The following is a 19,448-nucleotide window of genomic DNA, read 5'->3' on the forward strand; positions in this document are numbered from 1 at the left end:
ATTAAAAAGGTGAAAGATTAAAAAACAGGCGTTGTAACCAACCCATAGTTTGAGCTTCATCAATGTAGCCATTACCTACATATTCAATGCGAGCATCGGCAACTTGAGTTGAAATAACGGTATTGTTACCACTTATTGTCCTTGGGTTAACAACGCCTGAAAATCGAATAAATTCTGTTCCCTGATTTATTGCAATTTGTTTTTCACCTATTACTTTTAAATTGCCATTAATCATGACATCTTGAACGGTGACGGTGATGGTTCCACTAAATGTATTTTTTGCATTAGCGCCACCAGAACCTTTAAAATCGTTACTGCCTGAGATATCAGTATCTACTTTGCCTCGACCAACTAGCCCATCTAAAAAGTGAGGAACAGTTTTTACACCTAAATTTACCCCACCATTACGGCCAGCATTAATAGATGAACTTTTGCTCGCACTCACATTTTCTTGTAATACAATAGTTAATACATCACCAATATTGCGAGGTCTACGATCTTCAAACATTGGTTGATAGCCAAAACTACTTGGTTGTGATGCTTGATATATTGAGCCACTTGAATTAACAATTTCTGGCATTTGAGGAACAATACTGGTTTGCCCTTCAACTAATGCTTTTTTAGGTAATTGGCTACAACCAACTAATAACATCATTACTAAAATATAAAGATATCTCATTATCATAGATTTATAACTGATTTAAACGTTGCAACATTTGGTCAGACGCTGATATTGCTTTACTGTTAATTTCGTAAGCACGTTGTACTTGAATCATGTTAACTAGCTCTTCTGCAACATTTACGTTAGAGGTCTCGATATAACCTTGATAAAGCAATCCAGCACCATTTAATCCTGGTGTATTTTCAGTTGGAGCACCGGAGCTTTCGGTTTCTAAATAGAGATTTTCACCAACACTTTCTAACCCAGTGTCATTAATAAAAGTATGTAATGTTAATTGACCAACTTGCACTTGAGTTGATTGATTGGCTAACGTCACACTAACAATACCATCCCGTGCCACGGTCATTTTTATCGCATTTGATGGAATGTTGATGGTTGGTTGAATTTCGTAACCAGCAGCGGTAACTAATTGACCATTTTGGTTAACTTGAAAAGCACCACTTCGAGTATAAGCTAGCGTTCCATCAGGCATCAGAACTTGGAAAAAACCTTGTCCATTAATAGCGATATCACTGCTATTATCAGTTAATTCTAAATTTCCTTGGCTATGAATTCGTTCGGTAGCTACAGGTCTAACACCGGTACCAATTTGTAATCCAGAGGGTAGTGTTGTTTGTTCAGATGATTGAGCGCCAGGTTGGCGAATAGTTTGATATAACAGATCTTCAAAAACAGCACGTTGGCGTTTAAAACCACCAGTACTAACGTTGGCTAAATTATTGGAAATTATATCCATATTCATTTGTTGTGCAGTTAGCCCAGTTTTTGCAATCCATAATGATTTAATCATTGCTTTTTCCTATTTTAATTATGTTAACGATAATATTTGATTGGCTCTTTGTGCATTTTCATCAGCTGTAGTAATTTGCTTCATCTGCATTTCAAATTGACGAGAATGGCTAATCAAATTCACCATTGCAGTAACAGGATTAACATTACTGCCTTCTAATACTCCAGACATTAGTTTTGCGTTAGGATTATCTTGTAATACTGCACCACGATTGTTAACAGTTGTTGCATGAAAAAAACCGTCATCGCCACGTACCAACTCATTAGGTTCAAGGTGAACTTTCTTTATTTTTCCAACTTGAGCAATGGTTGTGCGTTTATCACCTGCACCTAACGCTGATAAAGTTCCGTCGGCACTAATACTAACCTGTGAACGCTGAGGAACTGTTAATACGCCATTATCACCAAGTAATGGATGACCTTGGATATTAAGCGTGCCATTTTCATCAATTTGAATGGCACCATTACGAGTATATGCTTCACTACCATCAGCTAACTGTACAGCTAGCCAATCATCTTCTGATAAAGCAACGTCTAAATCTCGCCCAGTGTAATTAAATGCACCCATTGTTGAATCATAGGTTGGCGTGGTTGCTGCAACCATGGTCCTTGTTGGCATACTATTACCCACAATAGGAACGGCTTTCATTGCCGTTAATTGAGCACGAAAGCCTGCTGTTGATACATTAGCTAAGTTATGACTGGTTATGGATTGTTGATTTAATGTTTGGCTAGCGCCAGACATGGCAGTATAAATAACGCGATCCATACATATTCCTTAAATTATCTTAAATTAACTAATGTATTAAGAATTTGATCTTGCGTCTTAATGGTTTGAGAATTAGATTGATAATTACGTTGGGCAACAATCATATTAACTAATTCTTGGCTCATATCAACATTGGATGATTCAACGGCACCACTGGCTAATGATCCAAAAGTACCAGTATTGGCTGAGCCTAATACTTCACCACCAGAATTTAGTGTTGAACGCCAGTTATTATTCCCTGCTGACTCTAATCCATTAACATTGGCAAAATCAGCCATGGCAATTTGACCTAATAACATGGTTTGTTGGTTGGAATAAACACCATAAATAGTGCCATCATTGTTAATACTATAACCAACTAAATCACCTGCTGCATAACCATCTACGATAGGCGTTTTTATGCTACCGACTTCTTTACCCATATTTTGTTGCGTACTGTTTGCAAGTGATAATGTAAAGCTATTATCTTCTGATCCATTTATGCCATTAATATTGATAGTCATTTCGGGATCGCTGATTAATTTGCCTGATGAATCAAATTCCATTTTTCCTAATGCTTGTAGGGTTGCATTAGGATCGCTACTATCAAGGTAATGAACATCCCATTGGTTATCTGCTGTTTTTACATAAAAAAGCTGAACATTGCGTTGATTACCTAATGAATCATAAGTGGTGATAGTGGTTGAATAATTGAATGTGTCAGCATCTGTTGCATTAATGGGTTGTTTTTCAGGAACTTTACTATTTGAATTTAGATTTGTTTGCAAAGCAGCTTTATTGGTTGCTGATGCATTTAACATTTCTTGTGAAATTTTTAATGGGCCTGGTGCTGAACCTTGTTGAATTTGTGGTGGAGTACCTGTCGCAAGATAACCAGTCAAATTGAAACCGTCAGCAGATACGATATTACGTTCAGCATCTAATTGAAACTGACCATTACGGGTATAGTAGATTTGTCCACTACTATCAACTAATCGGAAAAATCCATTACCTGAAATCGCTACATCTAAACTGTTGTTGGTTGAGGTTGTTGTGCCGTCATTAAAATTTTGCATAACAGCAGCAACTTTAACACCCATCCCTACTTTTGAACCGGCATAGATATCAGCAAATGAAATGCTAGCACTTTTAAAGCCAACTGTTGCAGAATTGGCAATATTATTACCAATAACATCTAATTGTTTAGAAGCGGCATTCATACCACTGATTGCTTGAGAAAATCCCATATAAACTTATTCCCCTTTAAAGAATTTGACGCACTTCGTCAATACTAATTGAACCAAGTATCCCTAAATCAAGTAATACTTTATTATTAACTTTGCTATTAATTACTCCGTAAACAACAGAGTAAGCTAATGGTGTTGATGTGACTTTTTGCCCCTCGTAAGTAGCATTAACTGAAAACGTGTAGCTACCATCTGGAGCTAAAGTTCCATCGTTAAGTTCTCCATCCCAAGTAAAAGAGCTGACACCAGCAGGGATGGATCCAAGATCGACTTCTCGTACAACATTACCATTTTCATCTTTTATGGTGATAACAACCGAATCAGCATCACGCATAAGTTCAAAACCAAACGGCGTAGTAATGGTCTCTTTATCACTTTTTGAACCATCTATTTCTGAAGTTGCGACTAATATTTTATTACCAGGAACCATAACGCCTTTACCAATCATATTGCTCGCGTTGACTGATAAACTATCGTCAATCTGGCCTGAAACCATACCTAACGTTGTATTAAGTCGTTCAATGCCTGCTAATGTATTAATTTGCGCCAATTGCGAGGTTAACTGACTATTATCCATTGGATTAGTTGGATCTTGATTCTTCATTTGGGCAATAAGTAATGTTAAAAAGTTATCTTGTAATTCCTGACTAGAATTACCATCAGATGAACCTTTCCTCACTGCTTGTGGACTAGCCATATTTGACGATTCTGAAACTGGTACATTCGAAATACCCATGAATTAAGCCCCTTTATTGCCCTAAGGTAAGTGTTTTAAGCATTAAGCTTTTTACGGTATTAATGACTTCCACATTTGCTTGGTAGCTACGAGATGCTGAAATGGTATTGACCATCTCTGCCACTACATCTACATTAGGTTTTTGAATGTAACCTTTCTCATCAGCTAAAGGGTGCTTAGGATCATAGACTAAATTCATTGGTGATGGGTCTTCGATGACCTCAGATACTTTTACTCCAGCTATGCTATTGGGATAATTGTTATCATCGACTTGGAAAATAACTTGTTTAGCTCGATAAGCTTGACCTGAAGTACTTGTAACACTATCAGCATTTGCTAAATTACTCGCACTAACATTCATTCGTTGAGTTTGTGCCATTAAGGCAGAACCAGAGATAGAAAAAATAGAGAAGCTCATAATGGTTATCCTTGCTGTAATACGGATATTACATTTTTAAATTGTTCACCTAAAAATGTTAAATTACTTTGATAATGGATACTGTTATCCATAAAAGCTGTTCTTTCTTGATCCATTTCAACAGTATTACCATCAGCAGATGATTGATAAGGAATGCGATACAGAAGTTGATAATCTGCTGAGCCGATGGTTTGGATATGCTTTGCTGATGTTATATTAAGTTTTATATTATTAAGCGTATGTTGATTATTGATAGCTTTTTTTAATTCAATATTAAAATCAATATCTCTAGCTTGATAATTAGGCGTATCACTATTGGCAATATTGGTCGCAAGTATATTTTGTCGTTTTTCACGAACATTTAATGCTTGTTGATGAAAGTTAACAAAAGTATCTAATTTATTTAGCATAAAATCATCTCATCTTTTTTTATGTAGAGAATTTTAAGCAAATCAAAAAAAAATCATCGTATAAATAACGATAAAAATTGCCCTTATTTCAACATTCAATAAATTAGCTGATAAAGTAAAATTTAGTTACCAATAATGTTGTGAACAAATATGTCTCAGTTTATAAAATATATAAGCCTTTTAGGTGTGTTGTGTAGCTCAAAAATAGCTTTGGCTAACTCAATGGAAAAACAGATTAGCGATCTAATCTATCAACAAATTAGCGAAGCTAATATTGATAATATTGCTATTGATTACCTCACTTTGAAACCTCAGTTAAATTGTGATTCACCAACATTTGCGATTTTAAATAAAAATAAGCATTGGGGTAATTTAACCATCACTGCTAAATGTGAAAATATCACTAAATATATTCAAGTTTATGTTGCTGTTACTGGGAGTTATGTTATGGCGAATCAGCCGATAAGTGCAGGAACATTAATGACAGAGCAGCAAGTGAAAATGCAATCTGGGCGGTTAGATAAATTACCACCTGCTGTAATTTTGAATAAATCAGAGGTTATCAATCATATTGCTTTAAGAAATATTAATAATGGTGAGCCAATTAAAAATTCAATGTTACAGAAAAATTGGCATGTTAAAGCAGGTCAAACTGTAAAAGTAATTGTTAATGGTGAGGGTTATTCAATTGCTGCTAATGGCAAAACACTAAGCAATGGTGCCTTGGGTGAATTAATAAATATCAAACTTAATACAGGTAATATTGTTCAGGGTGTTGTTACAGAAAAAGGTATCATAATTTTAAACAAATAAAATTAATGATTTTCTGATTTTTGCCGATAATTAGATTAAACCTCCCCTATAAACCTCAACGTTAATTGAAGGAATTTTATGAGTATAGATGCAACAAAAATGGTTACCGCCGTATCAGGGGTACTTAATCGTATAAATGAGCAAAATAAAAAAACTAATGCATCTGTGCAAAACTCAAATAACTTAACGTTGAATGTTAAGTTAAGCCAAAATACTATAGCATTGTTGCATTCAACTGAAAATGATATCGATATTAGTAAAATTGAAAAGATAAAACAGGCCATTACTGAAGGTAAATTAGTGATCAATCCAAATAAAATTGCCGATGAAATTATTAAGCAAACTTTCGAAAATATTGAAATCTAATTGATTTTGAAGGAATGTCGTCATGTTAGAATTAGATAACATTTTTAATAATGTAACAGTTATGTTACAAGCCCTGTCAGATATTTTAGAAGCTGAACAACAAATATTATTTAAAAATAATTCAGTAAATCAATTGAGTGAAATTATAAACCAAAAAAGCCAATTACTTATTGAGTTAAAATTACTTGATGAAAAAAGACTAAAAGTTAGTCAGCAATGCAATATTCAATCACCTTATAGTGAAAAACAAGAGTTAGCATTAAAATGGCAAGCTATCACAAAAATGACTCAGCGATTAGCTCAAATCAATCGGGAAAACGGAGTGCTTATTCAAAACCGAATGAACGTAACTCAACATTCAATAGATTATTTGAAAAGCATGAATAATCCTGCTGTTTATACCCATAATGGTTATCAACAACCAGAAACTATTTCATCTAAACGCGCTAAAGTTTAATCATTTTGAAGTTGTTTCACGGTAAACGAGATAAATAACTATTAAATTAGGGTCTTATTAAGCAAATAACTTTCTCAAGTTGCGTTCATACTGTGCTGTAAACGGTAATTAGGCAATAAAATTGATTTAATTAAGATATGGCTGATGATAGTGATCTAGATAAAAGCGAACAACCCACCGATAGCAAATTAAAAAAAGCCAAGGAAAAGGGACAAATCCCACGATCTCGCGAGTTAACATCGTTAATTATTTTGTTGGTTAGTATCCTATTATTTTGGATGATGGGTAGTCATTTTGTTGCTAATTTAAAAACAATTATTCAACACGCTATGTTGGTTGCATACCGAACAGATGATGATAAACAAATTATTTTCAATTTAATTAATTTATTAACCGCTGGATTTTGGTCGATTTTACCTATTTTTTTCGGATTAGTCATTATTGCCATCATTGCACCTATGGGGGTTGGTGGTTTACTTTTTAGTTTGCAATCAATTAAACCCAATTTTGGTAAATTGAATCCGATTAGCGGATTTAAAAGAATTTTTAGTATTCGAATTTTTTCAGAGTTATTTAAAAGCCTGCTTAAAGTTGTTTTAATCGGTTTTGCCGTGACATTGTTTCTAATCAATCAATTTCCAAATATGCTTTCGCTGCCAAATATGTATTTAAATAGTGCATTATCTAACGTTATGCAACTGCTTATTTATTCAGGAATATTAACTATATTAGCTTTAATTCCTATGGTTGGATTTGATATTTTTTATCAAATCTGGAGTAATTTAAAAAAATTAAAAATGTCTAAACAAGAGATTAAAGACGAGTTCAAGGAGCAAGAAGGTAATCCACAAATTAAAGGCCGCATTCGCCAGATGCAACAAGCAATAGCAAGACGTCGAATGATGAAAGATGTACCAAAAGCCAATGTTATTATCACTAACCCAACTCATTATGCGGTTGCACTACAATATGATGATAAAACTATGTCTGCCCCTAAACTGATAGCTAAAGGTACCGACAATATCGCTATCAAAATTAAAGAAATTGCCCAAGAGCATCGCATTCCACAATTAGAGGCTCCTCCTCTCGCTCGGGCTTTATATCGCTATGGTGAAATAGGACAAACCATTCCAGCCGAACTCTATGCTGCCGTTGCGCAAATTTTAGCCTGGGTTTATCAATTAAAACGTTGGCATAAACATGGTGGTGATAAGCCTCAAAAACCAACGAATATACCGATCCCTGAATCTTTATCCGTAAATGAGTAAAAGTAAATCTCTATGATGAAATCAAAATTAGCCAATTTATTATCAGTAAATCTATCAAAAAGTGGTCATTATCGAATTTTAACAGGGCCAATGCTTATTTTATTGATTCTTTCAATGATGGTATTACCTTTACCTGCATTTATATTGGATCTGTTTTTTACTTTTAATATTGCATTATCAATTATTATTTTGATTGTTGCGTTGTTTACTAAGCGGGTTTTAGATTTTGCAGCGTTTCCTACCGTTCTGCTTTTTGCAACGTTATTACGACTATCGCTAAATGTTGCTTCAACTCGGGTTGTACTGTTAAAAGGTCATACTGGTAGTGATGCAGCTGGTAGAGTTATTGAAGCTTTTGGGCATTTTTTAGTGGGCGGTAATTTTGCTATTGGTATTGTTGTCTTTATTATTTTAGTTATCATCAACTTTATGGTAATCACTAAAGGTGCTGGTAGGATTGCTGAAGTTGGTGCTCGCTTTGCGTTGGATGGTATGCCAGGTAAGCAAATGGCAATTGATGCTGATCTCAATGCTGGATTAATTGGTGAAGATGAAGCCAAAGCACGGCGCGCAGAAGTTACACAGGAAGCCGATTTTTATGGCTCAATGGATGGTGCGAGTAAGTTTGTACGTGGTGACGCCATCGCTGGATTACTAATTATGGCCATAACCATTGTTGGTGGATTATTAGTTGGGGTAATGCAGCATGGTATGACATTTTCAGATGCGAGTAAAACCTATGTATTATTGACTATTGGTGATGGTCTAGTTGCACAAATTCCCTCACTGATTATTTCTACCGCTGCGGGTGTAATTGTGACTCGGGTTACCTCACAAGAAAACATTAGTGACCAAATGCTTAAACAGTTATTTAATAACCCTCAAGTATTAATCTTAACTGCGGTTGTTATTGGTTTGCTTGGACTTATTCCAGGGATGCCAAATTTAGTATTTTTAATGTTTACTGCGGTATTATCAGTAATTTCTTGGTGGTTAACCAAACAAAAGAGAGTTGAGAAAACAGTTGCTACTCCACCAAAAAGTGTTGTAGCGCCAACAAATGTTGACGCTTCATGGTCTGATGTCAATATTGAAGATATCTTAGCGATGGAAGTTGGATACGGGCTTATTCCTATGGTTGATCAAAACCAAAATGGTGAATTACTTGGTCGAATTCGTAGCTTGCGTAAAAAGTTTGCGCAAACATTAGGCTTTCTACCGCCTCAAGTTCATATTCGCGATAATCTCTCGTTATCACCTTATCAATATAAAATTTTTATAAAAGGTGGTGAAATTGGTCAAGGCGAAATTATGAATAATAAATGGTTAGCGATCAACCCCGGCACAGTAACCGAAACTATCGAAGGCATTGAAACTATTGAGCCGGCTTTTGGTTTACCTGCTGTTTGGATAGATGAAAATGACAAAGAAAATGCACAAATATTGGGTTACACTGTTGTTGATACTAGTACCATGATTGCCACCCATTTCAATCATTTGTTACATCAATTTGCCAGTGATTTATTGGGACGATTAGAGACACAAGAATTATTGGATCGAATAAAGCAGGATATTCCTAAATTAGTCGAAGATTTTATTCCTGACGTAGTGCCTTTAACTACTTTTCATAAAATTCTACAAAACTTACTTTCTGAAAAAGTGTCGATTCGTGATATGCGCACAATTATTGAGACGATTTGTGAACAGGCACCAAATCAAAATGATGCCTATCATTTACTCAGTATTGTTAGAATAGCGCTAGGGCGTGTGATTACCCAACAATGGTTTCCTGGGACGGAACCGATAAGAGTAATTGGATTAAATATTGATTTAGAAAGAATATTACTGCAAGCTTTGCAAAATACTAGTAATGTTGAACCGGGACTAGCAGAACATATTCTTCAACAACTCAAACAAGCATTAAATCAGCAAGATGCAATGGGAGCGCCGCCTGTTTTATTGGTTAATCACACATTAAGAGCGATGCTCTCCCAGTTTTTAAGACCTAATTTTCCTCAATTAGCTGTGTTATCTAATTTAGAAATACCTGATAACCGAAAGATCCAAGTGACATATCAAATTGGCAGTGAATTATGATAAATTTACTGCACAATATTGATCGTCATTTAATCTATTTTTTTTCAAATATTGTCCCTTTTTTGAAAGGTGAGTTTTTAAATGAGAATTTGGTGAGCAATATATAACTTATACCACCAACAACAAAGCCGACAATCCATGTTAAGCTCACTTCATAAAATGCAGCTGCTGATCCAATAAGCATCGCTAGAATAGCAGCGGGGTTAAATCCAGCAAATTGACCGTTGTTATCATATAGTGTATTTACATCAATTTTTTGGCGACGTAACAGATAGTATTCCACCAACAAAATTGCCACAATTGGTCCCAAAAATGCGGAGTAAATTAGAATAAATAAACCTAATCCTTTTGCTGAGGTATCCTGAACAAGAACCCAAGGAAAAGAAGCGATAGCTAATAATCCTGTAATGGTTACTGCTACTTTATATTTAGCTTTTGTTAATAACGTAATTACGTAAGCTGGTGGGATGATATTAGCAACGATATTTACAGCAATGGTGCCTAATACAATAAAGGATGATACCACGATGGTGATATATGGATTATTTACTACAATCGCAAATGCTTTAACTGGATTAGAGTTACCTGTGACTGAGGCCAACATCACACCAATGGTAATAATAAAACCGTAAGCAACAAAAATTGGTAGAAAATAGAGGAGCCCCCTTTTTCTATCACTAAAACCAGCTTTTAGTTCTCGTGAGTAATCAGCTGCACTAAGAAAAATTGCAGCGTAATTACCTAAGAACATCATAATGAAGCCGCAGAATGGTAATCCCCAAGTTCCTTCGGCATTTACCCATTTGTCTATAATAATTTCTTGATGATTATTGAGTAATATAATAAAGACATAAATTAACGCACAAAGAATAACAATTGAAATTAACGTTTCTACCCATTTTATTGCATGGAATCCATATAGCGATAAAGCGATTTGGAAAAATTGTAAAATAAGAAAACAGATAAATATATTATTAAAATCACCATTAGATAATATTCTAATAATTTCATTGAGCGCAGTTGCACCTATCCAACTTTGAAATCCATACCAAACAATAGCAGGAATACCGCGAAGTAATGAAGAAATAATAGCGCCTTTTATACCAAATGACATGCGAAGTTGTACCACATAAGGAATACCTGTGCGATATCCTAAGCGATCATTAAAAACAAAAATTGTCGTGATAATCAATATTGCAATTAATGTTGCGGCAAAAGTTTGGAAAATATTCATGGTGGCAACACCAGCTACAACTAAGCTTGCACCTAAGGTCATATTACCCAAATTCATGCCATCGCCAATCCACATAAAAGAATAGGCTAAAGGATTCATAGTTCGATCTTTGCTAGATTTGGGTAATAAAGAACTATCAATCTGCATCGATGTATTTGGTGATTGTGCTGTATTATTCTTCATGACTTTCCTTCCCTACTTATTTCTGTCGTTTCAATTCCATTATTAACGCCGAATAAATTCACCTCTTGGTGTTGAATTAATACCGGCATTAATTTGATAAATAGTTTTGCCTCGTAATAATGTTTGAACAACTTGTGCACCAATTTGTCGTCCTACATAAGGACTAAATTTATTACGATATTCGAGATCTTGCTCTTTTAATACATAGTTAGAATGAGGTTTAATAAAGATGATGTCAGCATCTTTACCTACTTGAATTGAGCCTTTAGTTGGTAAGTTGTATCTTTCAGCAGGGTTTTTAGCGATGATATCGGCAAATTGTTTTAATGACATACCCCGTTTTTGTACGGCTTCATCAAACATAATATCTACATTATTTTGAACACCAGAAATTCCGCCCCAAGCATCAAAGGCATTGGCTTTGTCTTTTAAATCGTAAGTACATGGTGAATGGTCAGACACCGCAGTGATGATGTGGCCAGCAAATAGATATTTCCATAATCCTTCTTGAGCTTGCTGATCACGGATTGGTGGTGAACATTTTGCAATTGGTCCAATAGCATCCAATTGGTCTGTAGTAAAATAGAGGTAATGGATACAGGTTTCGCACGTCACATTAATGCCTTCTTGGCGTGCTTTGATAACCTCTTCAACTCCTTCAGGACAAGCGACATGGCATATATGAATCGGGCACCCAGTTTGTTTAGCGAAAAAGATTGCTCGACGAATTGCTTCAACTTCAGTAAATGCCGGACGGGTTGCTACATATTGTGATAATTTACTTTCGCCTCGTGCTTTAGCTTGTTGCCCTAAAATATCAGTAATTGCGGCATTTTCTGCATGGATAGCTAGCACTTTACCGGTTTTAGCAATTTGGCGCATTCCTTCCCATAATGCGTAATCATTTACATTGGCAAAATCACCGTCAAGGTTTGGATCACCACAGGTTGCCATAAAACATTTAAATGCCGCGACACCTTCTTCGACTTGTTCTGCAATACCATTATTGGTCAGATTATAAGGAACCAATCCACCATAAGAAGCAACATCGACATAAAGTTTTCCTTCACCAGCAGCATATTTGGTGCGAAGAGTTTCGCCACTAGTAGTCGCCGGGAGTTGGTTCAGAGGCATTTCAACAAAGGTTGTTACGCCCCCTTTTGCACATGCCTTTGTTCCTGTGATATAGCCTTCCCACTCATGACGAACACCACCAGGTTCACTAATATGAACATGAATATCAACCATTCCGGGACTAACAATCAAGCCATTAGCATCAATAATTTCATCGGCTTGCACTAAATTAGGGCCAATTGCTGCAATTTTGCCATTTTTTATTGCAATATCGGTATAAATTTCGCCAGATTCGAGAATGACAAGACCATTTTTAATAATGAGATCGTACTGCATAATAATTTTCCCAACTAAATTGATTACAAATTAGACACATAATCATTCATATTATCAGTATTATTTGTTTTATCAAATTTTCATAATAATCTTTATATTTATGCAATAAACGTGCCACTAAATCAAAAAGTAAGTAATAACTGACATGATTTGGTTTTCTTTAAGTGGAATTGCACTAAAATGATCCATTTATATCTGTTTGACTCAATGTTTTGCACTATTTTGGGGGATTAGATAGGAAAATCGAATAAAACATTAGAAAAATTAGATTATGTGCCTTACATTAAAGTCAACCTTTTGGTTATCGCTACTAATGTAAGGCCTTGTAAATATTATTTAGTAGCCACAGTAAAACGTTGTTTAATGTGTTTTGCATTCTCCGCTTCATCAATCATCGCGATTGCATAGTCAGCATAGCTGATTTGACTTTTCCCTTGGCTATTAACCAAAATTTGCTCGCCACCAACAATATAATGACCAGTTCTTGGACCATCAGCAATAAACTCAATTGCTGGGCTTAGATAGGTCCAATTTACATCATTACAAGTTCTTAATTGATCTAAAGCTTTTGCCATGTTATTGGCTAATGGTTTAAATTCATCCGGGAAATCCGGAGAGTCAACTAAACGAATAGTATGCTCAGGATTGACATATAAACTACCTGCACCGCCAACAACTAATAAACGATTAGGTTTACCGCTTAAAATATCAGTTAAGTGTTTTAAGCTAGTTTGATGTTGTGGAAGGGTTTCTGGTGTCCATGCTGCAAAAGCATCAATAATGACATCAAAAGGTTTCAAATCTTCATAAGTTAGATCAAACAGATCTTTAACTAGAATTTTTGTCTTAGGGTCAACATGAGCGTTGGGATTACGAACAATCGCCGTTACATCATGTCCACGCGCAATTGCTTCTTTAACTATCAGACTACCTGACTTACCACTAGCACCAATAACCGCAATTTTCATTTTTTACTCCTTTATTAATTTATAAGTATTGTTTGATTCAGGTTTTAAATTGGAAAAATCTTTTAACAATTTGATATTTTTAGGTTAATATTCTAAGTATCTATTGTAAAGTAGGTACCAAGCAGTAATATAGTTACTGAAATGATACTATTATTGAATTTAAAGGATTTTTAACTAATGTCACTCAACGTAATTTTACCTCCTTGCCCTGTCGAAATTACCCTTATGTTAATGGGTGATAAATGGAAAGTCTTAATCGTTCGTGATTTATTAACAGGTACAAAACGCTTTGGAGAATTAAAAAAATCACTAAACGGTATATCTCAAAAAGTCTTAACCCAACATCTAAGAACAATGGAAAAAAACGGCTTAATCAGCCGCAAAGTCTATGCCCAAGTACCACCTAAAGTGGAATACACATTGACCGATGTCGGGCAAAGTTTAAAACAAGTGCATGATGCTATGTTAGCGTGGGGAAGTGCTTATAAATCAAAACAAAGTGCTAATAAATAGGTTTATACATAAGTAATGTTAGTAAACTAATAGCATGATCTTCATTAAGCAAAAAAATTATGGCTAATTAGCCTCAAATTTAGAACATATGAAATAAAATTCATCCGGCTTTGAATCTTTATCCTGACCAATAACGATTGTATTTGGGTAAAGATTATTGTCAGTAATAGGGGTAATTTCCTTTCGGAATATGTCTGTATCATTCAAAGGAATAGGTTCTTCACAGCTGCGTAATATAGGGTTAACCTCAATCAATTTAGCGAACTTGTGCATATCACCTTTGGCTTTGGCATAAAAAGATGTGACAAAATTATCGCTTTCATAACGAATCATATTAACCCATACATTCTTAACTTTGATAGGTTGCTCAAAATAGTATTCGATTTCATTTATACTATCTTGTTTTTTTAAAGTAATTTTTTGTTTTGCAAGTTCAGCAATGATCTTTTTATCTTCTATGGCAAAAGGTTTTGACTGACATAATAATGCGGATCTAAATTGTTCTGTTATAGTCTTTGTGTCATCACTAGACGCATATCCAGATAAACTCAAAAAAAATAGCGTGTAACCTAAAAGTAAATATGATTTTTTCATAATTCATTGTCTATATGAGGTTATTAATGCTTTGTTGATTCAGTTAAGTTTTGTTTCTCTATAAAATCTCAATCCAATTATAAATGAAGAATAAGCAATAGTTAATAATTTTGATATTAACTTATTAGCCAACCTATCGCCATTTTGTTAAAACTATATTACTATGATTTAATTGATTTTCATTCTAAAAATTGATTATGAATAAGCCATCACCGAATTTAACCATTAAAGATATTGCCAAATTGAGCGGGGTGAGTAAATCCACTGTTTCGCGAGTTATTAATCACGACCCAATGGTGAAGGAATCGACACGTAACAAAGTGATGGCAATTGTTGAACAATATCAATTTACCCCATCCAAATCAGCTAGAGCAATGCGTGGTTATGGTAATAAAGTGATTGGTATAATTGTTACTCGCCTTGATTCCATATCCGAAAATCATGCAGTTCGAAACATGTTGCCTGTTTTTTATGCAAATGGGTATGATCCGATTATCATTGAGAGCCAATTTAGCCCGCAAAAAGTCGAAGAACACCTGACAATGTTAAAAGAAAAGCAAGCTGACGGTGTAGTGATTTTTGCTTTTACAGGATTGAATAGCTCTCGACTGACATTTTGGCAAGATAAATGTGTGGTTATTGCTAGGCCTTTTTCTGATTATACTTGCATTTGTTATGATGATGTAGGGGCGGTAAACAAAGCATTAACCTATTTATATCAAAAGCATAAAAAAATTGGCTATATTGGTATTACTAAACAAGATCAGACTACTGGTGAATTACGCTACCAAGCGTATACTAATTTTTGTCATACTCATAAACTTAAGCCAAATGCGGTGCTTGGCAAATTAAGCTATTATTCTGGTTATGAGCTTGCCGAGTCAGTATTGGTTGATTCACCAACAGCAATCATTTGTGCTACCGATTCAATTGCTTTAGGTCTAAATAAGTTCTTATCTGAAAAAAATATCAATAATATTGTTGTTATTAGCATTGGTAGTAGTGAGCTGCTTAAATTTTTGTTTACCAAAACGATTACTGTCGATCTTGGTTTTGATAAAGCGGGTACTTATGCTGCAAACGAGTTATTGCAAATACTACAAAGTGGAGCAAAACCTAAAATTATTACGGTTCCTTCCCAAATACTCATTTAATTATTTTTGAGTGATATATTGCCTAAAATTGTGAGGTTTATCACAAAAAGGGAACGTTCCCATTTATTTAAATAATAATTCAATTTATGCTTAATTGTTACCAAATTAGGGTCGAAATAATTAAAAAAATTTTGGCTTAAATTGAAAATAAGGAGACTTAACAATGGCAAAAGCACCTAAAGTTTCAACAAAATCAATTATGCAATTGATTGAACTTGTTGGAGGAAAAGAAAACATTGCTAGTGTTACCCATTGTTTGACAAGATTAAGGTTTGCGCTTGCTAATCCCAAATTAGCCAATGTTGAAGCGATTGAAGGATTGTCTTTTGTCAAAGGATGCTTTAATAATGCCGGGCAGTTTCAGGTTATTATTGGAACGGATGTTGATAGTTATTACAAGTTATTGATTGAACAATTAAATATTGACGAAGCGACCAAAGAGCAAACAAAAGCCGCAGCTAAACAAAATATGTCATGGTTTGAACGGTTAATCTCAAATTTAGCTGAAATTTTTGTTCCATTATTACCTGCACTGATTGCGGGTGGTCTATTACTCGGCTTGCGTAATGTAATTGGTGAAATGCCAACTATTAACGATAAACCGCTTACTGACACGTATACTTGGTTGGTACCTATACATAGTTTCCTTTGGTTACCGTGTGAAGCGATTTTCCACTTTTTACCGGTGGCTATTTGCTGGTCTACAGTCAAAAAAATGGGCGGTTCTCCTGTGTTAGGGATTGTTTTAGGCATAACACTGGTTTCTCCACAACTGATGAATGCTTATAATCTAGGGAAAATCGTTCCTGACGTGTGGGATTTTGGTTGGTTTACGATTCAAAAAGTCGGCTATCAAGCACAAGTGATTCCATCTATTTTTGCCGGTTTGGCATTGGGATGGATCGAAACTCGATTACGTAGAATTGTCCCTAATTACCTAACTTTAGTGATTGTACCAATCGTATCACTCCTATTAGCCGTCGTCCTTGCACATTTTCTTTTAGGGCCAATCGGACGAATGTTAGGCAATGGTATTGCTTATGTGGTTAAATACTTAATGACTGGTGATTATGCCTTCATTGGTTCGGCAATTTTTGGATTCTTTTATGCACCGTTGGTTATTACTGGAATTCACCATACTACATTAGCTATCGATATGCAGATGACAGAAAGTATGGGCGGTACACCAATTTGGCCAATCATTGCTTTATCCAATATTGCTCAAGCTTCAGCCGTTGTTGGCATCATTTTGATCAGTCGAAAACATAATGAGCGCGAAGTTTCCATTCCTGCTGCTATATCCGGCTATCTAGGTGTTACTGAGCCAGCTATGTACGGTATTAACTTACGCTATAAATTCCCAATGTTCTGTGCCATGGTTGGTGCAGCTAGTGCTGGGTTAATCTGTGGTTTATATGGTGTATTATCTAATGGTATCGGTGTGGGAGGATTGCCTGGTATCTTATCAATAAAACCTGTTTATTGGTCAATTTATGCCTTAGCAATGCTAGTAGCGATTATTGTTCCAATCGCATTAACCATCATTGTTTATAAAATAAAACAGAAAAAAGGCACACTAAATATTCAATAATGATAATAAATAGTAATTCACCCGTTTTATGTGAATTTAATTTTACTGATTAAAAATAAAGAGTAAGCAATGAATAAAATAGATATCCCGTGGTGGCAAAATGGTACTATCTATCAAATCTATCCCAAAAGCTTTCAAGCCAGTGGCGCGGGTTCAACGGGGGATTTATTAGGCATTATTAGTCGATTAGATTATCTGAAAAATTTGGGCATTAGTGCGATTTGGTTAACGCCAATTTATCCCTCTCCGCAAGTTGATAATGGTTATGATGTATCGGATTATTATGATATTGATCCGGCTTATGGCACGATGGACGACTTTGAATTATTGGTGAAGCAGGCGCATGAACGTGATATCCGGATTATGATGGATATGGTATTTAACCACACTTCAACAGAGCATCCATGGTTTAAATCGGCCTTAGATAAAACCAGCCCTTTTCGATCGTTTTATATTTGGAAAGACGCCAAAGCTGACGGCTCAGAACCTAATAATTGGCGGTCAAAATTTGGCGGCAAAGCTTGGCAGTGGCATGAGCAATCAGGACAATACTATTTACATCTATTTGCAAAACAGCAAGCCGATCTTAACTGGGAAAATCCAACCGTTCGCCAAGAGATTAAAAATGTCTGTCAATTCTGGGCAGATAAAGGCGTCGATGCATTAAGGCTGGATGTGATTAATTTGGTCTCTAAACAGCAAGACTTTCTGGATGACGTGAATGGTGACGGGCGAAAATATTATACGGACGGCCCGAAAATACACGAATTTTTACAAGAGCTAAGCCGAGATGTTTTTCAACCTAATGACTTAAAAACCGTGGGCGAAATGTCGTCCACTACGCTTGAAAACTGTCAAAAATATGCCGCATTGGATGGCAAAGAGTTGACCATGACGTTTAATTTTCATCATTTAAAAATTGATTATCCAAATGGAGAAAAATGGACGCTGGCTAAACCCGATTTACTTGAACTCAAAAAGATACTTGGCTATTGGCAAGTGGGTATGCACGGTAAAGCATGGAATGCGATTTTCTGGTGTAATCACGATCAACCTCGCATTGTGTCACGTTTAGGTAATGAAGACCAATACCACAACGAATCAGCAAAAATGCTGGCGATGATTCTTTATGGACTACAAGGCACGCCATATCTTTATCAAGGTGAAGAGATCGGGATGACCAATCCCCATTTTACTCATATTTCGCAATATAAAGATGTGGAAAGTCTTAACATCTACCAAGAAAAAATTGCCGAAGGTATGTCAGAGTCTGACATGTTAGCGATTCTTGCTAGTAAATCACGGGATAATAGCCGAACGCCAATGCAATGGGATAATACTGCCAATGCCGGATTTAGCCAAGGTAAACCTTGGATTGAGGTGGCAAATAATTATCCAAAAATCAATGTTAAAGCAGCACTTAACGATCCCAATTCAATCTTCTATTGCTATAAAACTTTAATCAAATTACGCAAAACATACCCGATTTTTATTTTCGGTGACTATCAAGATCTAACGCCTAATAATGCTAATTGCTGGTGCTATGTCAGACATTGGAATAATCAAACGTTACTTGTGATAGCCAATCTGACCGAAAATACGGTTAAATGGCAATTGCCTAAAGCATTGGAAAATAGTTCTTGGCAAAACTTGTTAAGTAATTACTCAAATCAAACAGAGTTTGAAGGTGAAATGGTATTACAACCTTATGAGGCTATGTATTTGTTGCACGAAAATAATTAGCAATTTTTAACATACTAAAATTAACGC

Annotated in this window: 20 protein-coding genes; 9 read left to right on the forward strand and 11 right to left on the reverse strand. The window is 35.3% G+C overall.

The window, feature by feature from the left end; translation table 11 throughout:
• Position 1: 1 nt before the first annotated feature.
• The 7 genes from J3U24_RS08975 to flgB are packed head-to-tail and all read right to left on the reverse strand — an operon-like array spanning position 2 to position 5,030.
• On the reverse strand, positions 2–679 hold the full coding sequence (locus J3U24_RS08975) for a flagellar basal body L-ring protein FlgH (protein WP_081299484.1): 678 nt from the start codon (positions 677–679) through the stop codon (positions 2–4).
• A gap of 10 nt (positions 680–689) precedes the next feature.
• On the reverse strand, positions 690–1,472 hold the full coding sequence (flgG, locus tag J3U24_RS08980) for a flagellar basal-body rod protein FlgG (RefSeq protein ID WP_065562527.1): 783 nt from the start codon (positions 1,470–1,472) through the stop codon (positions 690–692).
• An 18-nt stretch (positions 1,473–1,490) separates the two neighbouring features.
• Complete coding sequence (locus tag J3U24_RS08985) at positions 1,491–2,240, reverse strand: flagellar basal body rod protein FlgF (protein WP_267337177.1); 750 nt, start codon at positions 2,238–2,240, stop codon at positions 1,491–1,493.
• 14 nt (positions 2,241–2,254) lie between these two features.
• Positions 2,255–3,466, reverse strand: coding sequence for a flagellar hook protein FlgE (flgE, locus tag J3U24_RS08990; protein ID WP_065562525.1), 1,212 nt, complete (start codon positions 3,464–3,466; stop codon positions 2,255–2,257).
• Between the two features lie 16 nt (positions 3,467–3,482).
• On the reverse strand, positions 3,483–4,163 hold the full coding sequence (flgD, locus tag J3U24_RS08995) for a flagellar hook assembly protein FlgD (protein ID WP_370632648.1): 681 nt from the start codon (positions 4,161–4,163) through the stop codon (positions 3,483–3,485).
• Between the two features lie 52 nt (positions 4,164–4,215).
• Positions 4,216–4,623, reverse strand: coding sequence for a flagellar basal body rod protein FlgC (flgC, locus tag J3U24_RS09000; protein ID WP_141673923.1), 408 nt, complete (start codon positions 4,621–4,623; stop codon positions 4,216–4,218).
• A gap of 2 nt (positions 4,624–4,625) precedes the next feature.
• The gene (flgB, locus tag J3U24_RS09005; protein WP_267337178.1) at positions 4,626–5,030 is read right to left on the reverse strand and encodes a flagellar basal body rod protein FlgB; all 405 of its coding nucleotides are present in this window, start codon (positions 5,028–5,030) and stop codon (positions 4,626–4,628) included.
• 150 nt (positions 5,031–5,180) lie between these two features.
• Here flgB and flgA point away from each other — a divergent pair, with 150 nt between their 5' ends.
• The 5 genes from flgA (at position 5,181) to flhA (ending at position 10,031) form a co-directional block, all read left to right on the forward strand.
• Positions 5,181–5,843 carry a flagellar basal body P-ring formation chaperone FlgA gene (flgA, locus tag J3U24_RS09010; RefSeq protein ID WP_267337179.1) on the forward strand — a complete coding sequence of 221 codons (663 nt, stop codon included), beginning with the start codon at positions 5,181–5,183 and terminating at the stop codon, positions 5,841–5,843.
• Between the two features lie 78 nt (positions 5,844–5,921).
• Complete coding sequence (flgM, locus tag J3U24_RS09015) at positions 5,922–6,209, forward strand: flagellar biosynthesis anti-sigma factor FlgM (protein WP_267337180.1); 288 nt, start codon at positions 5,922–5,924, stop codon at positions 6,207–6,209.
• Between the two features lie 22 nt (positions 6,210–6,231).
• Positions 6,232–6,666, forward strand: coding sequence for a flagella synthesis protein FlgN (locus J3U24_RS09020; RefSeq protein ID WP_065562519.1), 435 nt, complete (start codon positions 6,232–6,234; stop codon positions 6,664–6,666).
• A gap of 137 nt (positions 6,667–6,803) precedes the next feature.
• On the forward strand, positions 6,804–7,934 hold the full coding sequence (flhB, locus tag J3U24_RS09025) for a flagellar biosynthesis protein FlhB (RefSeq protein ID WP_065562518.1): 1,131 nt from the start codon (positions 6,804–6,806) through the stop codon (positions 7,932–7,934).
• A 15-nt stretch (positions 7,935–7,949) separates the two neighbouring features.
• Entirely contained in the window at positions 7,950–10,031 is a 2,082-nt protein-coding gene (gene flhA / locus J3U24_RS09030) for a flagellar biosynthesis protein FlhA (RefSeq protein WP_416380478.1), read from the forward strand.
• Between the two features lie 34 nt (positions 10,032–10,065).
• Here flhA and J3U24_RS09035 read toward each other — a convergent pair whose 3' ends face one another.
• From J3U24_RS09035 to J3U24_RS09045, 3 genes are all read right to left on the reverse strand, one after another.
• The gene (locus tag J3U24_RS09035) at positions 10,066–11,448 is read right to left on the reverse strand and encodes an NCS1 family transporter (RefSeq protein ID WP_267337185.1); all 1,383 of its coding nucleotides are present in this window, start codon (positions 11,446–11,448) and stop codon (positions 10,066–10,068) included.
• A 42-nt stretch (positions 11,449–11,490) separates the two neighbouring features.
• Complete coding sequence (gene allB, locus J3U24_RS09040) at positions 11,491–12,858, reverse strand: allantoinase AllB (protein WP_267337186.1); 1,368 nt, start codon at positions 12,856–12,858, stop codon at positions 11,491–11,493.
• Positions 12,859–13,190: 332 nt separating this feature from the next.
• A complete protein-coding gene (locus J3U24_RS09045) occupies positions 13,191–13,826 on the reverse strand; it encodes an NAD(P)-dependent oxidoreductase (protein ID WP_267337187.1) in 636 nt (211 codons plus the stop codon).
• Between the two features lie 177 nt (positions 13,827–14,003).
• Here J3U24_RS09045 and J3U24_RS09050 point away from each other — a divergent pair, with 177 nt between their 5' ends.
• Entirely contained in the window at positions 14,004–14,339 is a 336-nt protein-coding gene (locus J3U24_RS09050; protein ID WP_267330834.1) for a winged helix-turn-helix transcriptional regulator, read from the forward strand.
• Positions 14,340–14,402: 63 nt separating this feature from the next.
• On the opposite strand, the gene J3U24_RS09055 is transcribed toward J3U24_RS09050, so the two are convergent.
• Positions 14,403–14,933: a hypothetical protein gene (locus J3U24_RS09055; RefSeq protein WP_267337188.1), complete on the reverse strand. Its 531-nt coding sequence runs from the start codon at positions 14,931–14,933 to the stop codon at positions 14,403–14,405.
• Positions 14,934–15,130: 197 nt separating this feature from the next.
• On the opposite strand from J3U24_RS09055, the gene treR reads away from it, so the two are divergent.
• The 3 genes from treR to treC all read left to right on the forward strand — a co-directional run bounded on the left by treR (position 15,131) and on the right by treC (position 19,421).
• Entirely contained in the window at positions 15,131–16,087 is a 957-nt protein-coding gene (gene treR / locus J3U24_RS09060; RefSeq protein WP_065733630.1) for a trehalose operon repressor TreR, read from the forward strand.
• A 163-nt stretch (positions 16,088–16,250) separates the two neighbouring features.
• A complete protein-coding gene (gene treB / locus J3U24_RS09065) occupies positions 16,251–17,678 on the forward strand; it encodes a PTS trehalose transporter subunit IIBC (protein WP_065562511.1) in 1,428 nt (475 codons plus the stop codon).
• A 69-nt stretch (positions 17,679–17,747) separates the two neighbouring features.
• Positions 17,748–19,421 carry an alpha,alpha-phosphotrehalase gene (treC, locus tag J3U24_RS09070; protein WP_267337189.1) on the forward strand — a complete coding sequence of 558 codons (1,674 nt, stop codon included), beginning with the start codon at positions 17,748–17,750 and terminating at the stop codon, positions 19,419–19,421.
• Positions 19,422–19,448: the final 27 nt, after the last annotated feature.

It is taken from the genome of Gilliamella sp. B2785 (assembly GCF_026537005.1).
Lineage (GTDB): Bacteria > Pseudomonadota > Gammaproteobacteria > Enterobacterales > Orbaceae > Gilliamella > Gilliamella apicola_E.

What these genes read in the sequence shown, in the direction of transcription:
- J3U24_RS08975 (WP_081299484.1), bottom strand. Translation starts at nt 679, where the DNA reads ATGAGATATCTTTATATTTTAGTAATGATGTTATTAGTTGGTTGTAGC.
- flgG (WP_065562527.1), bottom strand. Translation starts at nt 1,472, where the DNA reads ATGATTAAATCATTATGGATTGCAAAAACTGGGCTAACTGCACAACAA.
- J3U24_RS08985 (WP_267337177.1), bottom strand. Translation starts at nt 2,240, where the DNA reads ATGGATCGCGTTATTTATACTGCCATGTCTGGCGCTAGCCAAACATTA.
- flgE (WP_065562525.1), bottom strand. Translation starts at nt 3,466, where the DNA reads ATGGGATTTTCTCAAGCAATCAGTGGTATGAATGCCGCTTCTAAACAA.
- flgD (WP_370632648.1), bottom strand. Translation starts at nt 4,163, where the DNA reads ATGGCTAGTCCACAAGCAGTGAGGAAAGGTTCATCTGATGGTAATTCT.
- flgB (WP_267337178.1), bottom strand. Translation starts at nt 5,030, where the DNA reads ATGCTAAATAAATTAGATACTTTTGTTAACTTTCATCAACAAGCATTA.
- flgA (WP_267337179.1), top strand. Translation starts at nt 5,181, where the DNA reads ATGTCTCAGTTTATAAAATATATAAGCCTTTTAGGTGTGTTGTGTAGC.
- flgM (WP_267337180.1), top strand. Translation starts at nt 5,922, where the DNA reads ATGAGTATAGATGCAACAAAAATGGTTACCGCCGTATCAGGGGTACTT.
- J3U24_RS09020 (WP_065562519.1), top strand. Translation starts at nt 6,232, where the DNA reads ATGTTAGAATTAGATAACATTTTTAATAATGTAACAGTTATGTTACAA.
- flhB (WP_065562518.1), top strand. Translation starts at nt 6,804, where the DNA reads ATGGCTGATGATAGTGATCTAGATAAAAGCGAACAACCCACCGATAGC.
- flhA (WP_416380478.1), top strand. Translation starts at nt 7,950, where the DNA reads ATGAAATCAAAATTAGCCAATTTATTATCAGTAAATCTATCAAAAAGT.
- J3U24_RS09035 (WP_267337185.1), bottom strand. Translation starts at nt 11,448, where the DNA reads ATGAAGAATAATACAGCACAATCACCAAATACATCGATGCAGATTGAT.
- allB (WP_267337186.1), bottom strand. Translation starts at nt 12,858, where the DNA reads ATGCAGTACGATCTCATTATTAAAAATGGTCTTGTCATTCTCGAATCT.
- J3U24_RS09045 (WP_267337187.1), bottom strand. Translation starts at nt 13,826, where the DNA reads ATGAAAATTGCGGTTATTGGTGCTAGTGGTAAGTCAGGTAGTCTGATA.
- J3U24_RS09050 (WP_267330834.1), top strand. Translation starts at nt 14,004, where the DNA reads ATGTCACTCAACGTAATTTTACCTCCTTGCCCTGTCGAAATTACCCTT.
- J3U24_RS09055 (WP_267337188.1), bottom strand. Translation starts at nt 14,933, where the DNA reads ATGAAAAAATCATATTTACTTTTAGGTTACACGCTATTTTTTTTGAGT.
- treR (WP_065733630.1), top strand. Translation starts at nt 15,131, where the DNA reads ATGAATAAGCCATCACCGAATTTAACCATTAAAGATATTGCCAAATTG.
- treB (WP_065562511.1), top strand. Translation starts at nt 16,251, where the DNA reads ATGGCAAAAGCACCTAAAGTTTCAACAAAATCAATTATGCAATTGATT.
- treC (WP_267337189.1), top strand. Translation starts at nt 17,748, where the DNA reads ATGAATAAAATAGATATCCCGTGGTGGCAAAATGGTACTATCTATCAA.